The sequence below is a fragment of the Agreia sp. Leaf210 genome (assembly GCF_001421485.1).
Lineage (GTDB): Bacteria > Actinomycetota > Actinomycetes > Actinomycetales > Microbacteriaceae > Agreia.
On record NZ_LMKK01000003.1, the window covers coordinates 20849 to 43607 of the forward strand.

At 65.5% G+C, this 22759-nt stretch carries 20 protein-coding genes; 14 read left to right on the forward strand and 6 right to left on the reverse strand.

What is annotated here, in order from left to right:
* The first annotated feature begins 124 nt into the window (after nucleotides 1-124).
* Together ASE64_RS10500 and pth are read left to right on the forward strand one after the other, a co-directional pair.
* Nucleotides 125-748, forward strand: coding sequence for a 50S ribosomal protein L25/general stress protein Ctc (locus tag ASE64_RS10500; RefSeq protein ID WP_055780027.1), 624 nt, complete (start codon nucleotides 125-127; stop codon nucleotides 746-748).
* Between the two features lie 30 nt (nucleotides 749-778).
* Nucleotides 779-1363 (forward strand): aminoacyl-tRNA hydrolase, encoded by a 585-nt coding sequence (gene pth / locus ASE64_RS10505; protein ID WP_082466154.1) that lies wholly within the window; start codon nucleotides 779-781, stop codon nucleotides 1361-1363.
* Nucleotides 1364-1372: 9 nt separating this feature from the next.
* Here the strand turns inward: pth and ASE64_RS10510 are convergent, their stop codons facing one another.
* The gene (locus ASE64_RS10510; protein ID WP_055780033.1) at nucleotides 1373-1975 is read right to left on the reverse strand and encodes a DUF6264 family protein; all 603 of its coding nucleotides are present in this window, start codon (nucleotides 1973-1975) and stop codon (nucleotides 1373-1375) included.
* 91 nt (nucleotides 1976-2066) lie between these two features.
* Here ASE64_RS10510 and mfd point away from each other — a divergent pair, with 91 nt between their 5' ends.
* From mfd to ASE64_RS10565, 11 genes are all read left to right on the forward strand, one after another.
* Nucleotides 2067-5678 (forward strand): transcription-repair coupling factor, encoded by a 3612-nt coding sequence (gene mfd, locus ASE64_RS10515; RefSeq protein WP_055780036.1) that lies wholly within the window; start codon nucleotides 2067-2069, stop codon nucleotides 5676-5678.
* Nucleotides 5675-6331 carry a MazG family protein gene (locus ASE64_RS10520; RefSeq protein ID WP_200920209.1) on the forward strand — a complete coding sequence of 219 codons (657 nt, stop codon included), beginning with the start codon at nucleotides 5675-5677 and terminating at the stop codon, nucleotides 6329-6331. The genes mfd and ASE64_RS10520 overlap by 4 nt, the downstream gene beginning before the upstream one ends.
* Before the next feature lie 9 nt (nucleotides 6332-6340).
* Nucleotides 6341-7624 (forward strand): histidine--tRNA ligase, encoded by a 1284-nt coding sequence (gene hisS / locus ASE64_RS10525; RefSeq protein WP_055780041.1) that lies wholly within the window; start codon nucleotides 6341-6343, stop codon nucleotides 7622-7624.
* A gap of 19 nt (nucleotides 7625-7643) precedes the next feature.
* On the forward strand, nucleotides 7644-8096 hold the full coding sequence (locus ASE64_RS10530) for a MarR family winged helix-turn-helix transcriptional regulator (RefSeq protein ID WP_055780045.1): 453 nt from the start codon (nucleotides 7644-7646) through the stop codon (nucleotides 8094-8096).
* A 204-nt stretch (nucleotides 8097-8300) separates the two neighbouring features.
* A complete protein-coding gene (locus ASE64_RS10535) occupies nucleotides 8301-9902 on the forward strand; it encodes an MDR family MFS transporter (RefSeq protein ID WP_055781857.1) in 1602 nt (533 codons plus the stop codon).
* A gap of 10 nt (nucleotides 9903-9912) precedes the next feature.
* Nucleotides 9913-10368, forward strand: a complete 456-nt coding sequence (locus ASE64_RS10540; RefSeq protein WP_055780047.1) for a MarR family winged helix-turn-helix transcriptional regulator — start codon at nucleotides 9913-9915, stop codon at nucleotides 10366-10368.
* A gap of 98 nt (nucleotides 10369-10466) precedes the next feature.
* Nucleotides 10467-11747, forward strand: a complete 1281-nt coding sequence (gene eno, locus ASE64_RS10545) for a phosphopyruvate hydratase (protein ID WP_055780051.1) — start codon at nucleotides 10467-10469, stop codon at nucleotides 11745-11747.
* A 43-nt stretch (nucleotides 11748-11790) separates the two neighbouring features.
* A complete protein-coding gene (locus ASE64_RS10550; protein ID WP_055780054.1) occupies nucleotides 11791-12342 on the forward strand; it encodes an FtsB family cell division protein in 552 nt (183 codons plus the stop codon).
* Entirely contained in the window at nucleotides 12339-12857 is a 519-nt protein-coding gene (locus ASE64_RS10555; protein WP_055780056.1) for a DUF501 domain-containing protein, read from the forward strand. The genes ASE64_RS10550 and ASE64_RS10555 overlap by 4 nt, the downstream gene beginning before the upstream one ends.
* A complete protein-coding gene (locus ASE64_RS10560) occupies nucleotides 12854-14119 on the forward strand; it encodes a S8 family peptidase (RefSeq protein WP_235480583.1) in 1266 nt (421 codons plus the stop codon). Before ASE64_RS10555 ends, ASE64_RS10560 begins: the two co-directional genes overlap by 4 nt.
* A gap of 38 nt (nucleotides 14120-14157) precedes the next feature.
* Nucleotides 14158-15687: an NAD(P)/FAD-dependent oxidoreductase gene (locus ASE64_RS10565; RefSeq protein ID WP_082466156.1), complete on the forward strand. Its 1530-nt coding sequence runs from the start codon at nucleotides 14158-14160 to the stop codon at nucleotides 15685-15687.
* A 52-nt stretch (nucleotides 15688-15739) separates the two neighbouring features.
* Here the strand turns inward: ASE64_RS10565 and ASE64_RS10570 are convergent, their stop codons facing one another.
* Nucleotides 15740-16732, reverse strand: a complete 993-nt coding sequence (locus ASE64_RS10570) for an alpha/beta fold hydrolase (RefSeq protein WP_055780059.1) — start codon at nucleotides 16730-16732, stop codon at nucleotides 15740-15742.
* Nucleotides 16733-16792: 60 nt separating this feature from the next.
* Between ASE64_RS10570 and ASE64_RS10575 the strand changes: the two genes are divergently transcribed.
* Complete coding sequence (locus ASE64_RS10575) at nucleotides 16793-18628, forward strand: alpha-amylase family protein (protein ID WP_082466162.1); 1836 nt, start codon at nucleotides 16793-16795, stop codon at nucleotides 18626-18628.
* 1 nt (nucleotide 18629) lies between these two features.
* Here the strand turns inward: ASE64_RS10575 and ASE64_RS10580 are convergent, their stop codons facing one another.
* Genes ASE64_RS10580 through ASE64_RS10595 form a run of 4 tightly spaced genes read right to left on the reverse strand, consistent with a single transcriptional unit; the run spans nucleotide 18630 to nucleotide 22742 of the window.
* A complete protein-coding gene (locus ASE64_RS10580; RefSeq protein ID WP_055780065.1) occupies nucleotides 18630-19694 on the reverse strand; it encodes a glycoside hydrolase family 130 protein in 1065 nt (354 codons plus the stop codon).
* Between the two features lie 2 nt (nucleotides 19695-19696).
* On the reverse strand, nucleotides 19697-20530 hold the full coding sequence (locus tag ASE64_RS10585; protein WP_055780069.1) for a carbohydrate ABC transporter permease: 834 nt from the start codon (nucleotides 20528-20530) through the stop codon (nucleotides 19697-19699).
* Nucleotides 20530-21450, reverse strand: a complete 921-nt coding sequence (locus ASE64_RS10590; protein WP_055780071.1) for a carbohydrate ABC transporter permease — start codon at nucleotides 21448-21450, stop codon at nucleotides 20530-20532. The genes ASE64_RS10585 and ASE64_RS10590 overlap by 1 nt, the downstream gene beginning before the upstream one ends.
* An 11-nt stretch (nucleotides 21451-21461) precedes the next feature.
* Nucleotides 21462-22742 (reverse strand): extracellular solute-binding protein, encoded by a 1281-nt coding sequence (locus ASE64_RS10595; protein WP_055781863.1) that lies wholly within the window; start codon nucleotides 22740-22742, stop codon nucleotides 21462-21464.
* Nucleotides 22743-22759: the final 17 nt, after the last annotated feature.

Here is a 22759-nt window from a genome sequence, read left to right on the forward strand (position 1 = left end):
GCATCCGTTATCGACGCGGTGGATGAGGCACGCAAGAACTGGGTCTTTCCTCTCGCAATACGCGGTCGAGTTGAATCATTGACACTAACGATGCGGGCCTCTCGGCTCGTCAAGGAGCACTTTCATGGCTGACAAAAAAGACGCCCAGAACGACAACAACGTCGTCGCCGAGGTTCGCACCTCGTTCGGCAAGGGCGCTGCCCGCAAGATCCGCGCCGTGGGCAAGATCCCTGCCGTTCTCTACGGTCACGGCACCGAGCCCGTGCACATCACGCTTCCCGGCCACCAGGTCGCGCTGATTCTGCGCAAGGCGAACGCCGTTCTCGACCTCGACATCGAGGGCACCGAGCAGGCCGCCCTGGTCAAGGACGTTCAGAAGGACCCGGTTCTGCAGATCATCGAGCACATCGACCTGATCGTCCTGCGCAAGGGCGAGAAGGTCCAGGTCGAGGTTCCGATCCACGTCGAGGGTGAGTCGTTCGCCGGCACGCTGGCTTCGCTCGACGAGAACACGCTGCTCGTCGAGGTGCTGGCCATCAGCATCCCGGAGCGCATCGTCGTCGACATCGAGGGCGCCGTCGAAGGCACCCAGATCCTCGCGAAGGACGTCGTGCTGCCCGAGGGCGCCACGCTCGTCAGCGACCCGGAGCTGCTCGTCATCAACGTCACCGTTCCGGAAGAGGCCGACCTCGGCGACTCGCTGAGCGCTGGCGACGAGGCCACCGGTTCGCCCGAGGCTGCCGAGTAACGATCTCAACGCACGACGTGAGGCACGAAACTGTCTGACAATGTCTGGCTCGTAGCCGGGCTCGGGAACCCCGGGCCCGGCTACGCCGGCAATAGGCACAATGTGGGCCAGATGGTCCTCGCCGAACTGGCCGCCCGAATCGGCGCGAAGTTCGGCAAACACAAGACGAACTCGACGGTCGCCGAGGGCTTTCTGCGCCCGGGCGGTCCCAAGCTGATCCTCGCCAAGCCGAATTCATTCATGAACAATTCGGGCGGTCCGGTCTCTCAGCTTCTCAATTTCTACAGCCTCGATCCGTCGAGGCTCATCGTCGTGCACGATGAGCTCGATATTCCGTTCGACACCCTTCGCCTGAAGTCAGGGGGTGGCCCGGGCGGTCATAACGGCATCCGCGACATCATCAGTGCCGCAGGAACGCCCGACTTCATTCGCGTGCGGGTCGGCGTGGGGCGGCCGCCCGGTCGCATGGATGCGGCCGACTTCGTGCTGCGGGACTTCTCCGGCACCGAGCGTCAGGTACTGCTGAATCTGCTCGTGGATGCCGCGGATGCGGTCGAGAAGATCGCCGACGACGGTCTCACGGCCGCCCAGCAGCAGTTTCACTCACCGGCTTGACGCCTCTCGTCAGCCGACGTTGCTGAAGATTTCCGGGGCCGAGGCGAAGGTCACGGCGTAGAAGACGACGAACGAGATCACCGGGGTCGCGACGGCGAGTGCCATGGCAACGATTCCGAATGCCCTGCCGCGCTTCTTGATCGTGGCAATGAGGCCCTGCACGATGGCCCACAGGCCCAACAGTGTTCCGGCGACGAAGAACACCGTGCTCAGCACTCCGAACGCGGCGATGCCCGGATCATCGCTGTTGATGACCGTCTGGTCTATCGTGCCGCCGGCGGTGATCGCCTTGCCCGCGATGGGCGCGAAGGCGAGGCCTCCGACGACGGAGAAGACGACGGCGAACAGGAGCACGACCAGGCCGACGACGAAGGCCACGACCCCGAGAGTCTTCGGTTTCGCTGGGGGAGCGTTGTGGAAGACGGCCGAGGTCGGAGCGAACGTCGAGGCGGCGAACGGCTGGGCCTCTACGGTCGCGCCGGTCGACGTGGCCTCGGAGCGAACTGCCTCCGCAGGGGGTGTCTGCGACGCCGGCGCGTACTCGCCATACCGGGGACGCGGACGCTCGTCGCGGGCGGGCTCGGATGGTTCGATGGGGGGAACGTGCGACACGGGGTCCTCAGAACTGTTCGGGCGGAGTGAGTCCCTAGGAACTCTACCTGCGCCAGGGGCGCCTGTCGGCGGGCCCGCGTAAGCTTGCACGGTGATCCTTCAGGGCTTGACTCACGCGCTTTCGCGCGCCTCCACGTTCGACAACGCCCTTGCGTATGCTGCGCGCGACGTCGATTTCTCCCTGACCGAGGGGCTTCGTGCTCCGCTGCTCGCCGGGCTTCTCAGCCAGCGCGGAGCGAACGGTCTGCCGCAGGCTCTGCTCGTGGTCACGGCCACCGGGCGAGAGTCGGAGATGCTCAGGGGAACCCTGGCCTCGATGACTCCCGAGGCCGAGATCGTCGAGTTCCCCGCCTGGGAGACGCTGCCACACGAGCGACTCAGCCCTAGCGCCGAGATCGTCGGCAAGAGGATCGACGCGCTGCGTCGACTCTCGACCTGGAACGGCCAGAAGCCGCTCGTCGTCGTCGCCTCGGTGCGAGCCGCGCTGCAACCTCTCGCAGACAACCTCGCCGACCTCGAACCCATCCATCTCGTCACGGGCGCACGGGGGCACGATCTCTCTCGGCTGTCGCTCGACCTCGTTAATCTCGCGTATTCACGCGTCGACATGGTCACACGTCGGGGCGAGTATGCGGTGCGCGGAGGCATCCTCGATGTCTTCCCGCCCGTCGCGGAGCACCCCTACCGGGTCGACTTCTTCGGCGACGAGGTCGAGACCATCCGTGCATTCTCGGTGGCCGACCAGCGATCTCTCGATACGCCGGTCGAGTCGGTCGACCTTCCGCCCAGCCGCGAGCTCCTGCTCTCCGACGCTGTGCGCCAGCGCGCCAGAGAGATGCAGCACGAGTTTCCGAGCATCGCCGGACTGCTCGCGAAGATCGCCGAGGGGATTCCTGTCGAGGGCATGGAGTCTCTCGCGCCGGCACTGCTCGACCGGCTGGTCACCGTCGCTCACTACCTGCCGAAGGGCTCGGCCATCGCCGTGCTCTCACCCGAGAAGGTCGCCAGTCGCGCCGTGAGTCTCGCCGAGACGAATCGGGAGTTCCTGGCGGCGGCGTGGACGGCCGCGACGGCCGGGGCCGAGGCGCCGATCGACCTGACGAGCGGCGAGTTCATCACCCTCAACGAGTTGCGGGCGGCGGCCGGCGCCGATCGCGCGTGGTGGACCCTGTCGACCTTCCAGTCCGCTCCGGGATCCGCCGACGGTCTCATCGAGGTACTTCCGGAGCATCGCGACATCGAAGAGCACCTCACGGTGCGCATCGAGGCCGATCCCGTGCCCAGTTTCCAAGGCAACGTCGATGGCGCGATCGAGCACGTGCGAGGCCTCGTCGCCGACGGGTGGACCGTCGCTGTCGTCGCCCAGGGGGCCGGGCTCGTCGAGCGAGCCGCCGATGTGCTGGCCGAGAACGAGATCGCCGCCCGCGTGGTCGACCTGTTCCCCGCAGATGCGGAGCCCGGAATCGCCTATCTCCTCAAGGCCACGGTCGAACACGGATTCCAGCTGCCCGAACTCAAGCTCGCGCTCATCGCCGAGTCGGAGTTCTACGGCCGAACGGTCGGCTACGACTCGCGCCAGGTCAAGAAACTGGCATCCCGCAGGCGCAACGTGGTCGACCCGTTGCAGTTGAAGCAGGGCGACTACGTCGTGCACACCACCCACGGCATCGGCAAGTTCATCGAGCTCACCCAGCGCGAGGTCAAGTCGGGCGGTCGCAACCCCATCAAGACCACGCGCGAGTACCTCGTCATCGAGTACGCGCCGTCGAAGCGCGGATACCCCGGCGACAAGCTGTACGTGCCCACCGATCAGCTCGACCTGCTCTCTCGCTACGTCGGCGGCGAGGCCCCCGGTCTTTCCAAGATGGGCGGCAGCGACTGGTCTGCGGCAAAGGGCAAGGCACGCAAGGCCGTGCGCGACATCGCTGTGGAGCTCGTGAAGCTCTACTCGGCGCGAATGGCATCGAAGGGGCACGCTTTCGGTCCCGACACACCCTGGCAGCGTGAGCTCGAGGAGGCCTTCCCCTTCGCCGAGACACCCGACCAGCTCACGGTCATCGACGAGGTGAAGGCTGACATGGAGCGGCCCATCCCGATGGACAGGCTCCTTTCTGGCGACGTGGGCTTCGGAAAAACCGAGGTCGCGGTGCGGGCGGCGTTCAAAGCGGTGCAAGACGGCAAGCAGGTGGCCGTGCTCGTTCCGACGACCCTCCTCGTACGTCAGCACCTCGAGACGTTCCAAGAGCGCTTCGCCGGCTTCCCCGTGCACCTTCGCCCTCTGAGCAGATTCCAGACAGAGAAGGAGTCGAAGGAGACGATCGCCGGCATGAAAGACGGCACGGTCGACGTGGTCATCGCCACGCACCGACTGCTCTCCGAGAACATCGGCTTCAAAGACCTCGGCCTCATGATCATCGACGAGGAGCAGCGCTTCGGAGTCGAGCACAAGGACGCGCTGAAGAAGCTCAAGACGAACGTCGACATCCTCTCGATGAGCGCCACCCCCATTCCGCGCACGCTCGAGATGGCGGTCACCGGCATCCGCGAGATGTCGACGCTCGCCACCCCGCCTGAAGACCGGCATCCGATCCTCACGTTCGTCGGCCCCTACTCCGACAAGCAGGTCGGAGCGGCGATTCGGCGAGAGCTGCTGCGCGAAGGCCAGGTCTTCTTCGTGCACAACCGCGTCTCGAGCATCAACAAGGTCGCCGCCCAACTCGCCGAGCTCGTTCCGGAGGCGCGCATCGGTGTGGCCCACGGACAGCTCGGTGAGCACCAGCTCGAGCAGGTGATCGTCGACTTCTGGGAGCGCAAGTTCGACGTGCTCGTCTCGACGACGATCATCGAGACGGGCCTCGACATCGCGAATGCCAACACGCTCATCGTCGACCGCGCCGACAAGTACGGTCTCAGCCAGTTGCACCAGCTGCGAGGCCGCGTCGGCCGCGGGCGCGAACGCGCCTACGCCTACCTCCTGTACGACGAGCACAAGCCGCTCACCGACCTCGCGAACGACCGGCTCACCACCCTGGCGGCCAACAACGAGCTCGGCTCGGGCATCCAGGTCGCCCTCAAAGACCTCGAGATCAGGGGCGCCGGAAATCTCCTCGGCGGAGAGCAGTCGGGCCACATCGCCGGCGTCGGCTTCGACCTCTATCTCCGCATGATCGGTGAGGCCGTGTCGACCTTCCGCGGAGACGTCGCCGAGGGTCAGACGGAGCTGCGACTCGAGCTCCCGGTCGACGCCCATATCCCCGACGACTACGTCGACAGCGAGCGGCTTCGCCTCGAGGCATACCAGAAGCTGTCGACGGCGAGCTCGCCCACGTCGAACGACGAGCAGATCGACCTGGTCATCGAGGAGCTCACCGACCGCTACGGGCAGCCGCCCGAACAGGTCGCCAACCTCGTCGCCGTGTCTCGACTTCGTCGCCAGGCCCAGAAGTCCGGGCTCGGCGAGGTCGTCACAATGGGGTCGAATCTCCGTCTCGCGCCGGCCGATCTTCCTGATTCCATCCAGGTGCGCATGCGCCGCATGTATCCAGACGCCAAGTACTTCGCCCAGGCTGCGGCCGTCTCCATTCCGCTGCCTGTCGTCGACGGCAAGGTCCTCGAAGACGCCGCCCTCATCGACTGGACGAAGAGCGTGCTCACGGCGCTCTTTCCTGCGCCGGTCGTGGCAGAGAAAGAGAAGCAATCGTGAGCTATCCGAAGCTCGACGAACTCGTGCGCACGGTCGCCCGGCTGCGCGGTCCTGGCGGCTGCGCGTGGGACGCGGAGCAGACCCACGAGTCGCTCGTGCAGTACCTCGTCGAAGAGAGCTACGAGCTGATCGACGCGCTCGAGGCAGGAACGCGCGACGACATCATCGAAGAGCTGGGAGATGTGCTCTACCAGGTGCTGTTCCACGCCGACCTGGCGGCGAACACCCCCGGTGAGGACTTCGACATCGAGGTGGTGGCCGAGCGAATGACGGCCAAGATGGTCGGTCGTCATCCGCACGTGTTCGGCGATGCCGTCGCGCGCACCGCCGACGATGTCGTGGCCGTCTGGGACGACCTGAAGGCCGTCGAGAAGCCGGGGCGCACCAGCGTGCTCGATGGCATTCCTCAGGGCATGCCTGCGCTGGCCCTCGCCGACAAGGTCATCGGGCGGGCCCAGAAGATCGGTGTGCTCGACAAGGATGCGGTCGCGGCGATCCCGATGCAGACCGAAGACGAGCTCGGTGGGCTGCTCCTGGCGATCGTCGCGTCCGCCAAGTCCCAGGGCCTCGACGCGGAGCGCGCCCTCAGATCGACCCTGCGCGATCTGCAGGGCGAGATCCGCGACGCCGAGCTACCCGCCGGCGGTCAATAGAATCGAACAATGGCTTCTGCAGTAACTCCTCCCCGTGGCATGCGCGATTTCCTCCCCGGAGAGAAGGCCAAGAGGGAGCACGCGCTCGGCGTGATCCGACGCAGCTACTCGGCGCACGGGTTCGATGAGATCGAGACACCGGTGATGGAAGACATCCAGCGCCTGCACTCCGGCCTCGGCGGAGACAACGAGAAGCTGTCGTTCAGCGTGCTGAAACGAGGTATCGAGCGGAGCGACCTCGACGCCGCCGCACAGAGCGATGACGCGCAGGCTCTCGCCGATCTGGGGCTTCGCTTCGATCTCACGGTTCCGCTCGCGCGGTTCTACGCCACCCACCGCGCCGAGTTGCCCCCGGTATTCCGCAGCGTGCAGATCGCTCCGGTCTGGCGCGCGGAGCGCCCGCAAAAGGGTCGATACCGCCAGTTCATGCAGTGCGACATCGACATCATCGGCGATGCCTCCTCGTTGGCGGAGGTCGAATTGATCTCGGCGACGCTCTCGACGCTGGATGCGCTCGGCCTGCAGGGGTGCACGGTGCGCATCAACGACCGTCGGCTGCTCATCGGCATGCTCGAGCTCTTCGGCTTCCCCGCAGACCAGCACGACTTCGTTCTCATCGTCATCGACAAGGCCGACAAGATCGGCACCGAGGGTGTCGTCGACGAACTGCGCACCAAGGCTCCGCACCTGGCCGATGCGATCTCCGCGCTCGAGGCTTTCCTCCTTCGCTCACCCGCAGGAAGTGCGCATGATTTCGGTCGCGAGGCCATCGCGCGGGCATTGCCTGACGGTATCGACGCAGACGTCGTCGCAGAGCTCTCGTCCATCGGTGATGCTCTGGATGCCGGGCGCATCTTCTTCGATCCGTTCCTGGTGCGGGGCATGGGCTACTACACGGGCACCATCTTCGAGATCGCCCACCCCGACTTCACGTTCTCGCTCGGGGGCGGAGGCCGCTACGACGGCATGATCGGCCGGTTCCTCGGAACCGATGTTCCCGCCGTCGGTTTCTCCATCGGGTTCGAGCGCATCGTCGACCTGGTGGATCTGCCCGACGAGCAGGCGGCCGACGCCGTCGTGCTGCTGCACGATTCGGGGGCGTCTGCAGTGCTGTTGCAGTCGCTGAAGACCGAGCTGATCGCATCCGGTTCGCGTGTGCGACTCGAGCGCAAGGCCAAGAACGCCAAGCTTCAGCTCGAGCGGCTCAGCGCCGCGGGTTTCGCCCGCGTGGCGTCCGTGCAGCCCGGGGCCGAGAATGCCGCCGATCTGACATTCCGCGCACTGGGGCACTAGACCATAGCCGGGCTATACAATGAATGAAGTGAACAGCGAACTCAGTACCATTCTCGGTGACCTCGTATCGGTCACCCACCGTCTTACCCGCCTCGCTGCGCAGGCCACCGGCGATTCCACGTCTCCTGCCACTTGGCGCACGCTCAGCGTGCTCACCTCTTTCGGCCCCATGCGACTCGGCGAACTCGCCAAGCACAGCCGGGTCAGTCAGCCCACCATGACCAAGATCGTGGCGAACCTCAACGAGCTCGAGTGGATCAAGCGCATCGCCGACTCGACCGATGCGCGTGCATGGCAGATCGCCGTCGCTCCCAAGGGCCAGCGCGCTCTCGCCGATTGGCGCGATCGACTGGGTTCCACTCTCGAGCCCCTCTTCGAGGAACTCGACCCCGACGACGTCGCCGTCCTTCAGCGCACGGTCGACCTCCTCGAGTGCAGCATCGCGGTGCGCAGCGAGGTCGTCGCCGCCTGAGTCATCCGGCAGCCCGGCTTCTGCAACGACCCTCGGAGAAATCCGAGGGTCGTTGCGTTTAATCAACTAATTTGATAACGTTGACGCAAGTCAACTTTCTCCTCATCGACGAGCGGTGAGGAGTTTTCTTTTTCAGGAGCCCCTTTGTCTTCTCTCTCCACCGCCGAGTCCCAACCCGGCGCCGCTGCTGCGGCGCGGCCTTCCATGACCCCGCGACAGACGCTGCAGGCTCTCTCGGGTCTGCTGCTCGGCATGTTCGTCGCCCTTCTCGCCTCGACGGTCGTGTCGAGCTCACTGCCGAAGATCATCGGTGATCTCAAGGGAAACCAGGCTGCCTTCACCTGGGTCGTCACAGCGACTCTGCTCGCCACCACCGTGTCGACGCCGATCTGGGGCAAGCTCGCCGATCTCACCAACCGCAAGCTGCTCATCCAGATCTCCCTCGTCATCTTCACGCTCGGATCGATCCTGGCGGGCTTCTCGCAAGACACGGGAACGCTGATTCTCTTCCGCGTCCTCCAGGGTCTGGGCGCCGGTGGTCTGACCGCCCTCGTGCAGGTCGTGATGGCCGACATCATCAGTCCGCGTGAGCGCGGAAAGTACATGGGACTGCTCGGCGCGGTCATGGCGGTCGCCACCGTGGGTGGCCCCCTCGTCGGCGGCATCGTCACCGACTCGATCGGATGGCGCTGGAACTTCTACATCGCCGTTCCCTTCGCCGTCGCCGCGATCATCGTGCTGCAGCTCACCCTGAAGCTGCCCAAGGTGCGCAAGAAGGTCACCATCGACTACCTCGGGGCTGTGCTGATCGCGGCCGGTGTCTCTCTGCTGCTCATCTGGGTCACGCTCGCGGGCAACAACTTCGACTGGAACTCGTGGCAGACGTACCTCATGGTCGGTGGCAGCGTCGTGCTGCTGGGACTAGCGGTCTGGGTCGAGCTCACCGTGAAGGAGCCCATCATCCCGATGACCCTCTTCAAGAACCGCACCTTCACGCTCGCGGTCGTCGCCAGCATCTCCGTGGGCGTCGCCATGTTCGGCACCAGTGTCTTCCTCGGTCAGTACATGCAGCTGGCCCGCGGCGCCACGCCGACCGAGTCGGGTCTGCTGACGATTCCCATGATCGGCGGTGTGCTCGTCTCATCGACGATCGTCGGTCAACTGATCAGCCGCACCGGTACGTGGAAGCGCTACATGGTCGTCGGATCGATCCTCCTCACCATCGGCGTCTCGCTCATGTCGACGCTGCGCTACGACACGAGCTACGTTCTGGTCGCCGTCTTCATGTTCATCATGGGCTCCGGAGTGGGCATGGTCATGCAGAATCTGGTGCTCGTCGTTCAGAACTCGGTCGACCCTCGTCAGCTCGGTGTGGCCAGCGCCTCGGTGGCGTTCTTCCGCAGCCTGGGCGGCACGATCGGCGTGTCCGTCATGGGCGCGGTGCTCGGTACCCAGGTCGCTCAATTCGTGAAGGATGGCCTGACGGGCCTCGGCGCGGCTGGAGCGCAGGCGGCTCAAGGCCTGAGTGGGGGAGCGATCCCCGATGTCAGCACCCTGCCAGGGCCCGTTCGCGTGATCGTCGAGTCCGCGTACGGCCACGCGATCGGCGACGTGTTCATGCTGGCTATTCCTCTCGCTGTCGTCACGGTGATCGCCATCGCCTTCCTGCCGGCGAAGCCGCTGGGAACCAAGACCGCGCTCGAACAGCTGGAGGGCGAAACCGCCGACACGATCGTGGCGGTGAGTGCCGACGAGGTCGCCGCGACCCCGCGCACCGGCTCCATGTCCGCTGTGAGGGACCGGTAACCTAGTGCCTGTGACAGAACCCACGAACGTCGAGCAGGAGCTGCTGCTCGGCATCGAGGCCGGTATCGCGCAGCTCTTCCGATCCGGACGATCGGCCTTGCGGGATTACTCGAACGGCTTCCACCCGGAGCTGCAGCCCACCGGATTCAACATCCTCCGCATGATCTTCACCTGCGCGCCCGCCCAGGCGAGCACGATCATCCAGCAGACCGGACTCGACAAGAGCGCCGTGAGTCGGCAGATCAAGGTGCTGCGTGACCTCGGTCTCGTCGACACCCAGCCTGATCCGCGCGACGGCCGCTCGAGCTTCCTCGTTCCGACGCCGCTGGCCGAGGAGCGCATGGAGATCCTGCGTCAGCGGGTGAAGAGCGACTACCGCGACAGGCTGGGGGAGTGGACCGCCGATGAACTCGCGACGTTCTCGGGGCTGCTCGAGCGATTCAACGCGAGTGACCCGCGCGCCTGACACAGCCACCCGCATCCGGCGGGTCGTTAGACTTGCGATCGGACAGCGGAAGGCGCTTTCCATGCAAACCACCTTGCTCTGATAGAGGAGAAACACCAGTGGCATTGATCGAAGCTGTAGGCGCTCGCGAGATTCTTGATTCCCGGGGAAACCCGACCGTTGAGGTAGAGGTGCTTCTCGAAGACGGCATCGTCTCTCGCGCGGCCGTTCCCTCGGGGGCCTCCACCGGTGCGTTCGAAGCGTACGAGCTGCGCGACGGAGACAAGAGCCGTTACCTCGGCAAGGGCGTGCAGAAGGCTGTCGCCGCCGTCATCGACGAGCTCGGCCCGGCCATCGAGGGGCTCGACGCCACCGACCAGCGCCTCATCGACGCCGAACTGATCAAGGTCGACGGCACCGAGAACAAGAAGCGCGTCGGCGCCAACGCCATCCTCGGCGTCTCGCTCGCCGTCGCCAAGGCCGCGGCCGACTCGGCCGACCTGCCCCTGTTCCGCTACGTCGGCGGCCCGAACGCGCACACCCTGCCCGTTCCGCTGCTCAACATCATCAACGGCGGATCGCACGCCGACAACGACATCGACGTGCAGGAGTTCATGATCGTCCCGCTCGGTGCGGAGTCGTTCTCCGAAGCGCTGCGCTGGGGCGTCGAGACCTACCACTCGCTCAAGTCGCTGCTCCACTCCAAGGGCCTCTCGACGGGACTCGGCGACGAGGGTGGTTTCGCCCCCAACCTGTCGAGCAACCGCGAGGCCCTCGACCTCATCGCCCAGGCGATCCAGAACGCCGGCTTCACCCTCGGCAGTGACATCGCGCTCGCCACCGACGTCGCCGCCAGCGAGTTCTACAAAGACGGGTCGTACCACTTCGAGGGCAAGCAGCTCTCGTCGCTCGAACTCACCGCCTACTTCGCCGACCTGGCTGCGAACTACCCGCTCGTGTCGATCGAGGACCCGCTGCAGGAAGACGACTGGGAGGGCTACCAGCACTTCACCGCCGAGCTCGGCTCCAAGCTGCAGATCGTCGGAGACGACCTGTTCGTCACCAACCCCGTCCGCCTGCAGAAGGGTCTCGACCTGGGCGCCGGCAACTCGATTCTGGTGAAGGTCAACCAGATCGGCACGCTCACCGAGACGCTCGACGCAGTGAGCCTGGCCCAGCGCCACGGCTACACCGCGATCCTGTCGCACCGCTCGGGAGAGACCGAAGACACCACCATCGCCGACCTCGCGGTCGCCACGGACTCGGGTCAGATCAAGACCGGAGCGCCTGCCCGCAGCGAGCGCGTCGCTAAGTACAATCAGCTTCTGAGGATCGAAGAAGAGCTGGGCGACGCCGCGTTCTACGCCGGTCGCACCGCTTTCCCCCGATTCAAGGGCTAAGGGCTTCCGAAGCCGAAAGACACCACCGAACGAAAGGCGCTCGATGCGCAAGCCGACACTGGGTGTGCCCCTCGGGGCCGCATCGTCGGACGACGCACCGAAGCCTCGGAATGCGCGTGCCCCACGGGGTACGCGCATTCCGCGTTCCCGAGGAACGTCGCCTCAGAAGTACAGCTTCAGGGTCTCCGGCCTCACCTTCGTGATCCTCGGTGTACTCGTCGTGTTCGTCATCGTGCTCGCGCCAGGACTGCGGCTCTACATCGAGCAACGGCAGCAGCTTGCTGCACTGCAGCAGGCGGTGACGGACAAGCAGACAGAGAACACCCAACTCGACTCTCAGGTCGCCAGGTGGAGCGACCCCGCCTACATCAAGGCACAGGCGAGAGACAGGCTGTACTTCGTGATGCCGGGGGAGACGAGCTTTCTCGTGATCGACGACCAAACGCCCACGGCGCCGGCCGATGACACACCCGTGACCACCGGCATCCAGAACACCAAGGTCGACTGGCTCGGCGCCATCTTCTCCTCCGGCGTCAATTCCGGTCTCAGCACGCAGACGCCCGAAGAACTCCAGAAATCCGGAACCATCCAGTGACCACACCCCCGTTCGACCCGCCCTCCGAGAAAGACGTCGCGACCGTCTCGGCACAGCTCGGACGCCCGGCGCGCAACGTGATCGGCATCGCCGCTCGCTGCGTCTGCGGCGCGCCGACCGTCGTGGCGACCAAGCCGCGGCTCGAAGACGGAACCCCGTTTCCGACTCTCTACTATTTGAGCCACCCCGCCGCCACCGCGGCCATGTCGGCCCTCGAGGCGACCCAGGTCATGGCCGAATTCCAGGATCTGCTGCCGAACGACGACGAGCTTCGCCAGGAGTACGAGTCGGCCCACACGACGTACATCTCCGATCGCGATGGCATCGAGGTCGTCCCCGAGCTCGCCGGCGTCTCGGCCGGCGGTATGCCCGTGCGAGTGAAGTGTCTTCATGCCCTCGCGGGTCACGCGCTGGCGGCCGGCCCCGGGGTGAACCCGATCGGCGATCTCGCACTCGAGCGCGGGCGCTGGTCGCCCCTCGTGTGCGAGTGCATCGACTACGAGGCCAGCGCGTGATCGCGCGCCGTCGTACGCCGCGCCTTCGGGTCGTGGCGATCTCGGCGGCGCTCGCCACAGGCATCCTCGTCGCCGCCCCGGTGGGGCCGGTATCTACGGCTCACGCCGACACCGTGCGCAATGCCGAGTACTGGCTGGCCGACTACGGAGTGCAGGCGGCGTGGAACACCACGCGCGGCGCCGGTGTGACGGTCGCCGTGATCGATACCGGGGTAGACGGATCCGTCGCTGACCTGGCAGGCGTCGTCACCGGCGGCACCGACGTGTCGGGTGTGGGATCGCCCGATGGCCAGACGCCGGTCGGCGACGAGAACGAGCATGGAACCATGGTGGGCTCGCTCATCGCGGGCCGCGGAACCGGGCCAAACGACGGCGTCATCGGAGTGGCCCCCGAGGCGTCGCTCCTCTCGGTGAGCGTCGCACTGGGCGCCGGTGTGGTCGGCACCGACGATCAGATCGCCAACGCCGTGCGCTGGGCTGTCGACAACGGTGCCGATGTCATCAACATGTCTCTCACTCGCAACAGCCTCGACTGGCCCACGAGCTGGGACGACGCCTTTCTCTACGCTGCCGATCACGATGTCGTGGTGGTGGCCGCAGCAGGAAACCGCGGCAGCGGCACGACCGAGGTCGGTGCACCCGCCACGATCCCGGGTGTACTGACGGTTGCGGGCGTCGATCGGGCCGGAGACGCGAGCTTCGACGCATCGAGCCAGGGCATCACGATCGCGGTCGCCGCGCCCAGCGAACAACTGGTCGGCGTCGTTCCCGGCGGGGGATACGTGCGATGGGCGGGAACGAGCGGGGCGACGCCCATCGTGTCCGGTCTCGTCGCGCTCGTTCGTGCAGCGCACCCCGACCTCGACGTGGCCGGCGTCATCAATCGAATCGTCAGCACGGCGACGCCGAAGGGCGATCCCGTGCCCGGGCCGATCTACGGCCACGGTCTCATTAACGCCGAGGCCGCGGTCACGGCAGACGTTCCGTCGGTCACGGCGAACCCGATGGGATCGCTCAAAGACTGGGTCGCGACCTACAGGCCGTCGCCGGATGCGTCGGGTGCAGGCCCGAAGCCGATTGCGGCTCCCGAGGCCGGCGACCCGGCGAAGACCGCCCAACCGGCTGCCTCCTGGTGGCCGAGCGTTGCTAAACTGACGATGAACGGAATTCCCATCGCAGTGATCTCCGTGTTCCTGATGCTTTTCGCGATGATCGTCACAGCAGCAGTGGTGCATGTTCGGCGCGTGCGGCGCAGGGAGTAGATTAACTACAACACCTTCCCCCTAGGAGAGCTTTCACTGTGCCCAGAATCTTGATCGTCGGCGGCGGCTACGCCGGTTTCTACACCGCATGGAAACTCGAAAAGTGGCTCCGGCCCGGCGAAGCAGAGGTCACCGTCGTCGACCCGCTTCCCTACATGACCTACCAGCCCTTCCTTCCTGAGGTCGCCGCAGGCTCCATCGAGCCGCGCCACGCGATCGTGCCGCTTCGCCGTCACCTCAAGAAGACCGCCATCGTCGCGGCGAAGGTCACCGGCATCGATCACGCGTCGAAGACGGCGACGATCACGCCCAACATCGGCGAGCCCTACGAGTTCGCCTACGACCAGATCGTCGTCACCGCGGGTTCGGTCTCGCGCACGTTCCCGATCCCGGGCGTCGCCGACGAGGCCATCGGCCTCAAGACCATCGAGGAGGCCGTCGCGATCCGCGATCGCATCCTCACCAACATGGACAAGGCTGCCGGAATGGCGCCCGGTCCCGAGCGCGATCGACTGCTCACCGTCGTCGTCGTCGGTGGCGGTTTCGCCGGCATCGAGATCTTCGCCGAACTGCGCTCGTTCGTGAGCGGTCTGCTCAAGCAGTACCCCGAGATCACCTTCGAAGACACGCACTTCCACCTCATCGAGGCCATGGGTCGCATCATGCCCGAGGTCTCGCTGCCCACCAGCCTCTGGGTCATCAAGAACCTCGCCGAGCGCGGCGCTCAGATCCACCTCGACACGCAGCTCAAGTCCGCCGTCGGCGGAGTCATCGAGCTCTCGACGGGCGAGAGCTTCGAGTCCGACACCATCATCTGGACCGCCGGCGTCATGGCGAGCCCGATGCTGAAGGGCACAGACCTTCCCATCGAAGAACGCGGACGCCTCAAGGTTCGCCCCGACCTGCGCGTCGGAACCGCCGATGAGATCGTGGCTGATGCGTGGGGCGCCGGCGACGTCTCCGCCGTTCCCGACCTCTCGGGTGGTGGCGTCGGCGGGTTCTGCGTGCCGAACGCTCAGCACGCCGTTCGCCAGGGCCGCCTGATGGCCAAGAACATCGTGGCCGAGCTGCGCGGCGAGGCACTCGTCGACTACAACCACAAGAACGCCGGTGCCGTCGCTGGCCTCGGCATCGGAGTGGGCGCATTCCAGTCGGGCAAGATCGCGATCAAGGGCCTGCCCGCCTGGTTCATGCACCGTGGTTACCACGGGCTCGCCATGCCCACGTGGGAGCGCAAGATCCGCGTGATCGGCAACTGGGTCTTCAACTTCGTCCTCGGTCGCGACATCGCGTCGCTCGAGGCCCGGGTCACTCCGCGCGCCGCGTTCGAGACGTTCGCGTCGCGTCCCCGCCCTTCGGCTGACGCGCCCGCTCCGGCACCCGCCGCCGCTGCCGCCTCGGCACCCGCGACGTCGTCCATCACGTCCGCGCCGACCGAAGCAGCACCCACCGTTAAGAAGGTGGCGTCGAAGCGCGCGCCCGCCAAGAAGTCGGCCGAGAAAGACCTGCCGTCGCCCGAGGGCGCTCCCATCATCGCCGGTGGCGGAGACCCCGTCGACACCAAGTAGCCGCATCGGTTCGAAGCGCCCGTTCCCTCGCAGGGGGCGGGCGCTTCGTGCGTCAGCGCGAGGTCTTGTCGGAGTCGTTCATCGACTCGGCGTGCATGGTCTTGCCGCGTGCGATCGTCTCGTCGTCGTCCGTGAGGATTCCGACCGTCTCGGTGACCCGGCCCGCGATGCCCTTGGCGGCATCCGCCGGCGGTTTCTCGTCTTCGGCATCGGGGATGTCGTCCGCCGACAGATCGTAGGTGCGCAGCGTGTCGTCGTCCGTTCCCGGATGCTCCGCGAAGGCCACACAGAGACGCGCGACCTCATCGGCGTGGGCGTGCATCACCGAGTGTGCGGAGTCCGGCATCTCCCAGCTGCGCGAGTGGGGGAGGAGTCGTCCGACCCGGGTGACCCAGTCACAGGGCGCCACCGCGTCGTGCTCGCCGCGGATCACCAGCGTATTGGCCTGAATGAGCGGAAGCCGGTCTTCGAGGGGAAAGCTGATCATGCGGGGGAGCACCCGGAAGAACCACTTGAAGCCACAGAGCAGGTACGAGCTGACGGCCAAGAACTTGACCCGCCCCGGTTCGTGCCAGGCGGACTGCAGGAAGCGGACGGCCTGGATGGGTATGCGCCGTTCGGCCGGATTGACGACGGGGCCGATCAGCACCAGCGTGGTGATGTCGGCACGACGCGAGGCGAGATCGCTGACGATCTGGGTGCCCATGGAGTGGCCGACGACGATCGGATCGACGAGGTCGAACTCATCGATGACCCGGCCGACCAGATCGGCGTACCCGCGGATGCTCAGTGCCGACTTCGGGTGCGGCACGCCCGCGAATCCCGGCAGATCGAGCGCGTGCACGGGACCGAAGCGATTCAGGTTCGGCGCCAGGCGCTCGAAGTAGTTGCTCGAGACTCCGATTCCCGGAACGAGAACGAAAGGACGGTCTCCCGTTTTTCCGATCGTGCTGACGCGCACGTAGAGTTCACCGTCGTGCACCCGATCGACGGTGACCTCGGTGGAGGAATTCGTCTGGGGTTCAGAACGTCGCGACGCACTCATGCATAGAGGGTACTAAGGAGTGATCGATAGAGTGCTGGCAGTGTGTGCAAGGGAGAAACGATGACGACACTGCACGAACGGGAGTTCCAGCAGCGACTAGACGCCGAGTACCCGCGGCTCGAGTCTCTCTTCACCCGCATCTACGGCGACTCGCCCGCGGTTGCCGAGCAACTCGCATCCCTCGTTCGTGAGCTGACCGAGTCGTGGCGGGTGCGCCCCGCCGATCTGCGGCTGCTCGATGAGAGGCGCGACGCCGAACCGGAGTGGTTTCTCTCGAATCGCATGCTGGGCGGCGTCTGCTACGTCGACCTCTACGCGGGCGATCTGTCGGGAATCCGCGATCGCATCCCGTATTTCGTCGAGCTGGGACTCACTTATCTGCACCTGATGCCGCTCTTCCTCGCCCCGAGTGAGAATTCCGACGGGGGCTATGCGGTGTCGAGCTATCGACAGGTGAACCCCTCGCTCGGCACGATGCAGCAGCTCACCGAGCTCGCCGCAGAGCTGCGCGCGCACGGCATTTCGCTGGTGATCGACTTCATCTTCAACCACACCTCGAACGAGCACGAGTGGGCGCAGAAGGCGCTCGCCCGCGACCCTGAGTTCGAGGACTTCTACTGGATCTTCCCCGACCGCGCGATGCCGGACGCGTACGAGGAGACGGTGCGCGAGATCTTTCCCGATGACCACCCCGGGTCGTTCGTGCAGCTCGACGACGGGCGATGGGTGTGGGCCACCTTCCACTCGTTCCAGTGGGATCTGAACTATTCGAACCCCGCGGTCTTCCGGGCGATGGCGCGCGAGCTGCTCTTTCTGGCGAACGCCGGCGTCGACGTGGTGCGCATGGATGCCGTGGCCTTCATCTGGAAGAGGCTCGGCACGACCAGCGAGAACCTGCCTGAGGCGCATCTGCTGCTGCAGGCATTCAACGCCGTGTGCCGAATCGCGGCGCCATCTCTGCTCTTCAAGTCGGAGGCCATCGTGCATCCCGACGAGGTGGCGCAGTACATCTCGCCCGACGAATGCCAGCTCAGCTACAACCCGCTGCAGATGGCCTTGATCTGGAACTCGCTCGCGACCCGCGAGGTGGGCCTTCTCTCGCAGGCGCTGGAGCGTCGACACTCGATCGCCCCGGGCACCGCGTGGGTGAACTACGTACGCAGCCACGACGACATCGGGTGGACCTTCGCCGACGAAGACGCTCGCGAACTCGGCATCGACGGCTTCGACCACCGGCGCTTCCTCAACTCGTTCTACGTCAACCGCTTTCCCGCAAGCTTCGCCCGCGGGGTCGCCTTCCAGGAGAACCCGAAAACCGGGGATGCGCGCGTGTCCGGCACCACGGCATCCCTCGCAGGGCTCGAGGCGGGCGACCCCGAGGCCGTCTATCGCATCGTGCTGGCGCACTCGATCGTCCTGAGCACCGGCGGCATTCCGCTGCTCTATCTCGGCGATGAGGTCGGGCAGACGAACGACTACGGTCAGCTCGACGTCGCCGGTCAGGCGGGCGACAGCCGGTGGGTCGGGCGACCGCGATATCCGGCCTCGCGCTACGCCTCGCGACGGGATGCGACGACGGATGCCGGTGCCATCTACCTGAGGCTGCGTCACCTGATCGCGGTGCGGCAGGGCACACCGGAGTTCGCGGGAGGAGACCTCGTGCCCTTCGGCACGAACAACCCCCACGTGCTGGGCTATCAGCGGGTCGGGCACTACTACGGAGTGCCGTCGACGGTCGTTGTGCTCGCCAACTTCTCCGACACGGAGCAGACGGTGACCCAGGAGACCCTCGCGGGGCTTCCACCCACCGCCGACGACCTCGTGACGGCCAGCACCGTCGACCTGTGGACGGATCTCGTGCTGGAGCCGCACCAGTTCCTCTGGTTGCGCCTCTGAGTCACCGTCGATCGAGCCGGGCCACCCCGATCTTCGAGTCAGCCATTCCATAGAACACGAATCTCTGGCCGTCGATCGTCTCTATCGCGGTGGGGAAGACGACATTCGGCACGATGCCGCTTCGTTCGTCGTCCGTCTCTGCGAAGAGCAGGGGCTCCGGGCTGCGAGCGATCACCCTCGTGGGGTCTGACGCATCGAGAATCATGCCGCCAGCGGCGTAGTTGACCTTCTGCTGCTGCGCGAACGCGCTGTTGATCACGCCTGTCACGCCGTGGTGCAGGATGAGCCAGCCCTCGTCGACGCGAATGGGTGGCGGACCACCGCCGATCTTCACGGCTTCGAACGGGAACTCGGGGCCGGCGAGGAACCGGTGCTGCCCCCACCGCACGAGGGTGCGCGGGTCTCGGAGCACCTCGTCCAGCGGTATGAAACTGATCCAGATGCTCTGTCGATCATCGGGTACGCCCTGCGGCACACGGACTCCCTCGCCCGGCTTCGTCTCACCGAGATCCCACATCGGTCGGTGCAGCACCGCGAGGCTCTCGGTGCCATTGGGCGCGGTGACGGGCTCGGGGAAGAACACGGTGTCTTTGTTGTGGAAGAGGTTCAGATCCATGTCGAGGGAGTCGTCGTAGTCGAACAGCGCGGGCCCGAGGCGGGTCCACTCGCGGAGATCAGACGACGTCGCAATCGCCGTTCGCGGGCCGAGTGGGCCATAGGCGACGTAGGTCAGGACATGCAGACCGAGGGCGGAGATGAATGTCACCCGCGGGTCTTCGACGCCAGCGGTGCGGGCGCCGCGTTCCCATCCGCGATCGGGTTCGAGCACGACGCCCTCTCGCTCGACGCCAACAGGGACGCCGTCCTCGACGACGACGCGAGCGAGACCGACCCTGCTGACGTTGCCGGATGCCACCAGGCGAGGCAGAAGGTACAGCGCGCCATCGGGGGTGTGCCCGCTTCCGGGATTGAGGACGCCTTCGGCCTCGAGGTCGTTGCCCTCTTCTGGTGTCATGATGACGCCGACACGGGTGAGCTCGTAGGGGAACGGAGTAGCGGTGTGCATGATTATCCTTTCACTCCCGAACCGATATCGGTCGAGATGAAGTAGCGCTGGAACACGATGAACAGAATGACGACCGGGCCCGCGAGTACCGCGGCGCCGGCGAGGGTCGCGCCGAACGGGTTGGCCGCAGTGGCGGCGACATTCGAGATGTAGTTGGCCAGAGATACCGCGAGCGGCTGGAGGCCCGCCTCCTTCGTGATGAGGAATGGCCAGAGGAACTCGTTCCACGGCCCGATGAACGTCAGCAACACGACTGTGATGAGAGCCGGCCGCACAAGAGGCAGCGCGACTCGGCGTAGCACCGCGAACTCCCCGGCACCGTCGATCCGCGCCGCCTCGAAGAGCTCCTTGGGAAGCTGCAGGAAGTACTGCCGGAAGATGATGACCGCCGTGGAGTTGATGGCGAACGGCAGGATCATGCCCAGGTAGTTGTCGCTCAGGCCGTAGTCGCGAGCGATCAACACGTAGAGCGGAATCATGAGCAACTGGAACGGAACGACCTGAACGAGCAGTGCCAGCGCAAAGGTCACCCCTCGACCACGCCACTGCAGAACAGCCAGTGCGTAGCCGACGAGCACACCGAAGACGAGGGTGCCGAGCAGTACGCCGCCGGTGAAGATGCCGGAGTTCAGCAGTCCCTGGAAGAGATTGATGCGTTCGTTGATCGCCGTGTAGTTCTCTGTCGTGACGTTCGCCGGGTTGGGAAACGCGCCCGCGATCGTGGGATCGGGAGCCGTCTGCAGGGACCCGATGATCATGTAGTAAAAGGGGAACAGGAATGCGACCGCACCGATGAACAGCACGATGCCGCGCAGGATCTTCTGGAATCTCGACATCAGTCCTTACCTCCCGCGAAACGGTTCTGCAGCAATGCGACCCCGAGCACGAGGATCACAAGGACAACGCCGATGGCCGCGGCCACGTCGGGCTGACCCTGCTGCAGGCCCTTCTGATACATGATGAGCACCGGCGAGGCCGAGGCGCCGTCGGGGCCGCCGCCGCCCGTGAGTAGATAAGGCTCTGTGAACAGGTTCGCGCCCGTGACGGTGGAGACGAGAAGCACGAGCACTGTTGCGGGCCGCACACCGGGCACGGTCACCGAGAAGAAGCTCCGAATGGGGCCGGCGCCGTCGGTCGACGCGGACTCGTAGAGCTCTTTCGGAATGCCCTGCAGGGCCGCGAGATAGAGAAGAATGTAGAAGCCGAGCTGCTTCCAGGTGACGAAGAATGCGATCGTGGGCATCGCCCATGCCGAGTTGATGAGCCACGACGGATCAGGGGCGAGCGGACCGAGCACCGCGTTCACGAGTCCGTCGCCATTGAAGAGGAACAACCAGATGGCCACGACGGCCACGCTCGCTGTCACATAGGGCACATAGTAGGCGACGCGCAAGAACGTGCGGAAGTGCACGATGCGGTTCAGGCCCGAGGCGAGCAGCAGGGACAGCACGACGGTCAGCGGAACGTTGATGAGGAGAAAGACGCCCACGTTGCCGAACGAGCGGATGACCGCGGGATCTTGGAACGCCGTCAGATAGTTGGTCAGACCCACGAACGGCCGGTCGGCCTCGAAGCCGGGCGCCGTGAAGAAGAAGTCGTGGAACGAGATCCAGACGGAGTAGATGAGCGGATAGGCGAAAACCGCAATCACGAACACCAGGTAGGGGGCGCTGAACAGAAGTCCGAGCGGGTTGCGGCCGAAGATTCGACGCGTACGGCCGACAGGACGGGGCGGGTTCTCGATGAGTGTGGTCATGGTCGTCTCCCTTACGGCTGCTTCGCGATGTCGTCGATCTTGGCCGCCGCATCGGCTAGGGCTTGCTTGACGTCTTTGCCGCCGAAGATCACCGATTGAGACCACTGGTCGCGGAAAGCCTGCAATATCTGCACCGTGTTCGGGCCGGCGGGAACGTCGACCGTTCGGCTGGCCTGATCGCCGAACTCGGCATAGGCCGGATTGGCTTCGAAGTAGTCGGGGAAGGTGTCGAGCAGATCCGCGCGCAACGGCATCTGGCCGGTGGTCTCGAGCAGCTTCCTGTCCTGCTCGAGGCTGGTCGAGAATTTCGCCACGTCCCACGCCGTTCCCTGGTTCACGCACGCCGTGTAGAAGCCGATGTTCTTCGCGTCGCTGAACGTGTAGGTCTCGTCGGCGGCGATTCCATCTTGAGTGGGAACCGGAACGGAACCCCAGTTCACGCCTTCGTAGACCGACACCGCCCACGGGCCGACGATCGCCATGGCCGCCTTGCCGTCGGCGAAGGCGTCGCCCGTGTACTTCTCCTGCCCGGCGAGGCCGTCGGTGTAGAGAGTCGACCAGAATTCGCCGACTCCCTCGCCGGCCTCGTCGTCGAAGGTGGACCTGCCGTCCTCCACGACGAGCTTTCCGCCCGTCTGGGCGGCGTACAGCGGATAGAAGTCGAACTGCATCTGGAAGAACTCGCTCGTCGGCGCGGGCCAGATCGCGTAGTCGGCGCCACCCTTGGCGACGACGGTCTTCGAAGCAGCGAGGAAATCATCGTAGGTGGACAGCTGCGGATCGTCGGGGTCGAGTCCGGCCTTGTCGAAGATGTCCTTGTTGTAGAAGATCACGACCGGGTTCGACTTCCAGGGGATCTGGAAGTAGTCGCCGTCGGCGTTCTGGTACTGCGTCGACAACGCACCCGACCGCCCCTCGACGAATTCCGCGCCATCCGGCAACGACGAGATGTCGACGAGCCCGCCCGCCTTCTCGAATTGGCCCACGGCGCTCGGCGCCGTGTTGTAGATGAGGCAGGGAGCGTTGCCCGCCGTGATGGCGGCTCCGATGACCTCCTCGCTCGACCTTCCCGCGGGAATCTCCTGCCCGGTGACCTTCTCATCGGGATGCTCCGCGTTCCACGCCTCGACCATCTGCTTGCCCCAGGCGACCTCCTGCTCGTTGTTCGAGTACCAGATCGTGATTGGTCCATGTTTATCGGGCGATCCTCCCGACCCCGCCCGCGAGCACGCCGTCAGGGCCAACGCCGCCACGACAAGTGCGGCCGCAGCCACAACGCGTCTCTTCTTCATCGTCATCTCCTGTCTCG

Bases quoted from the DNA above. Each gene is read 5' to 3' on its own strand.
- ASE64_RS10595 (WP_055781863.1), bottom strand. From the start codon at position 22,742: ATGAAGAAGAGACGCGTTGTGGCTGCGGCCGCACTTGTCGTGGCGGCG.
- ASE64_RS10580 (WP_055780065.1), bottom strand. From the start codon at position 19,694: ATGCACACCGCTACTCCGTTCCCCTACGAGCTCACCCGTGTCGGCGTC.
- ASE64_RS10500 (WP_055780027.1), top strand. From the start codon at position 125: ATGGCTGACAAAAAAGACGCCCAGAACGACAACAACGTCGTCGCCGAG.
- hisS (WP_055780041.1), top strand. From the start codon at position 6,341: ATGGCTTCTGCAGTAACTCCTCCCCGTGGCATGCGCGATTTCCTCCCC.
- ASE64_RS10530 (WP_055780045.1), top strand. From the start codon at position 7,644: ATGAATGAAGTGAACAGCGAACTCAGTACCATTCTCGGTGACCTCGTA.
- ASE64_RS10570 (WP_055780059.1), bottom strand. From the start codon at position 16,732: ATGAGTGCGTCGCGACGTTCTGAACCCCAGACGAATTCCTCCACCGAG.
- ASE64_RS10590 (WP_055780071.1), bottom strand. From the start codon at position 21,450: ATGACCACACTCATCGAGAACCCGCCCCGTCCTGTCGGCCGTACGCGT.
- ASE64_RS10585 (WP_055780069.1), bottom strand. From the start codon at position 20,530: ATGTCGAGATTCCAGAAGATCCTGCGCGGCATCGTGCTGTTCATCGGT.
- ASE64_RS10535 (WP_055781857.1), top strand. From the start codon at position 8,301: ATGACCCCGCGACAGACGCTGCAGGCTCTCTCGGGTCTGCTGCTCGGC.
- ASE64_RS10550 (WP_055780054.1), top strand. From the start codon at position 11,791: ATGCGCAAGCCGACACTGGGTGTGCCCCTCGGGGCCGCATCGTCGGAC.
- ASE64_RS10575 (WP_082466162.1), top strand. From the start codon at position 16,793: ATGACGACACTGCACGAACGGGAGTTCCAGCAGCGACTAGACGCCGAG.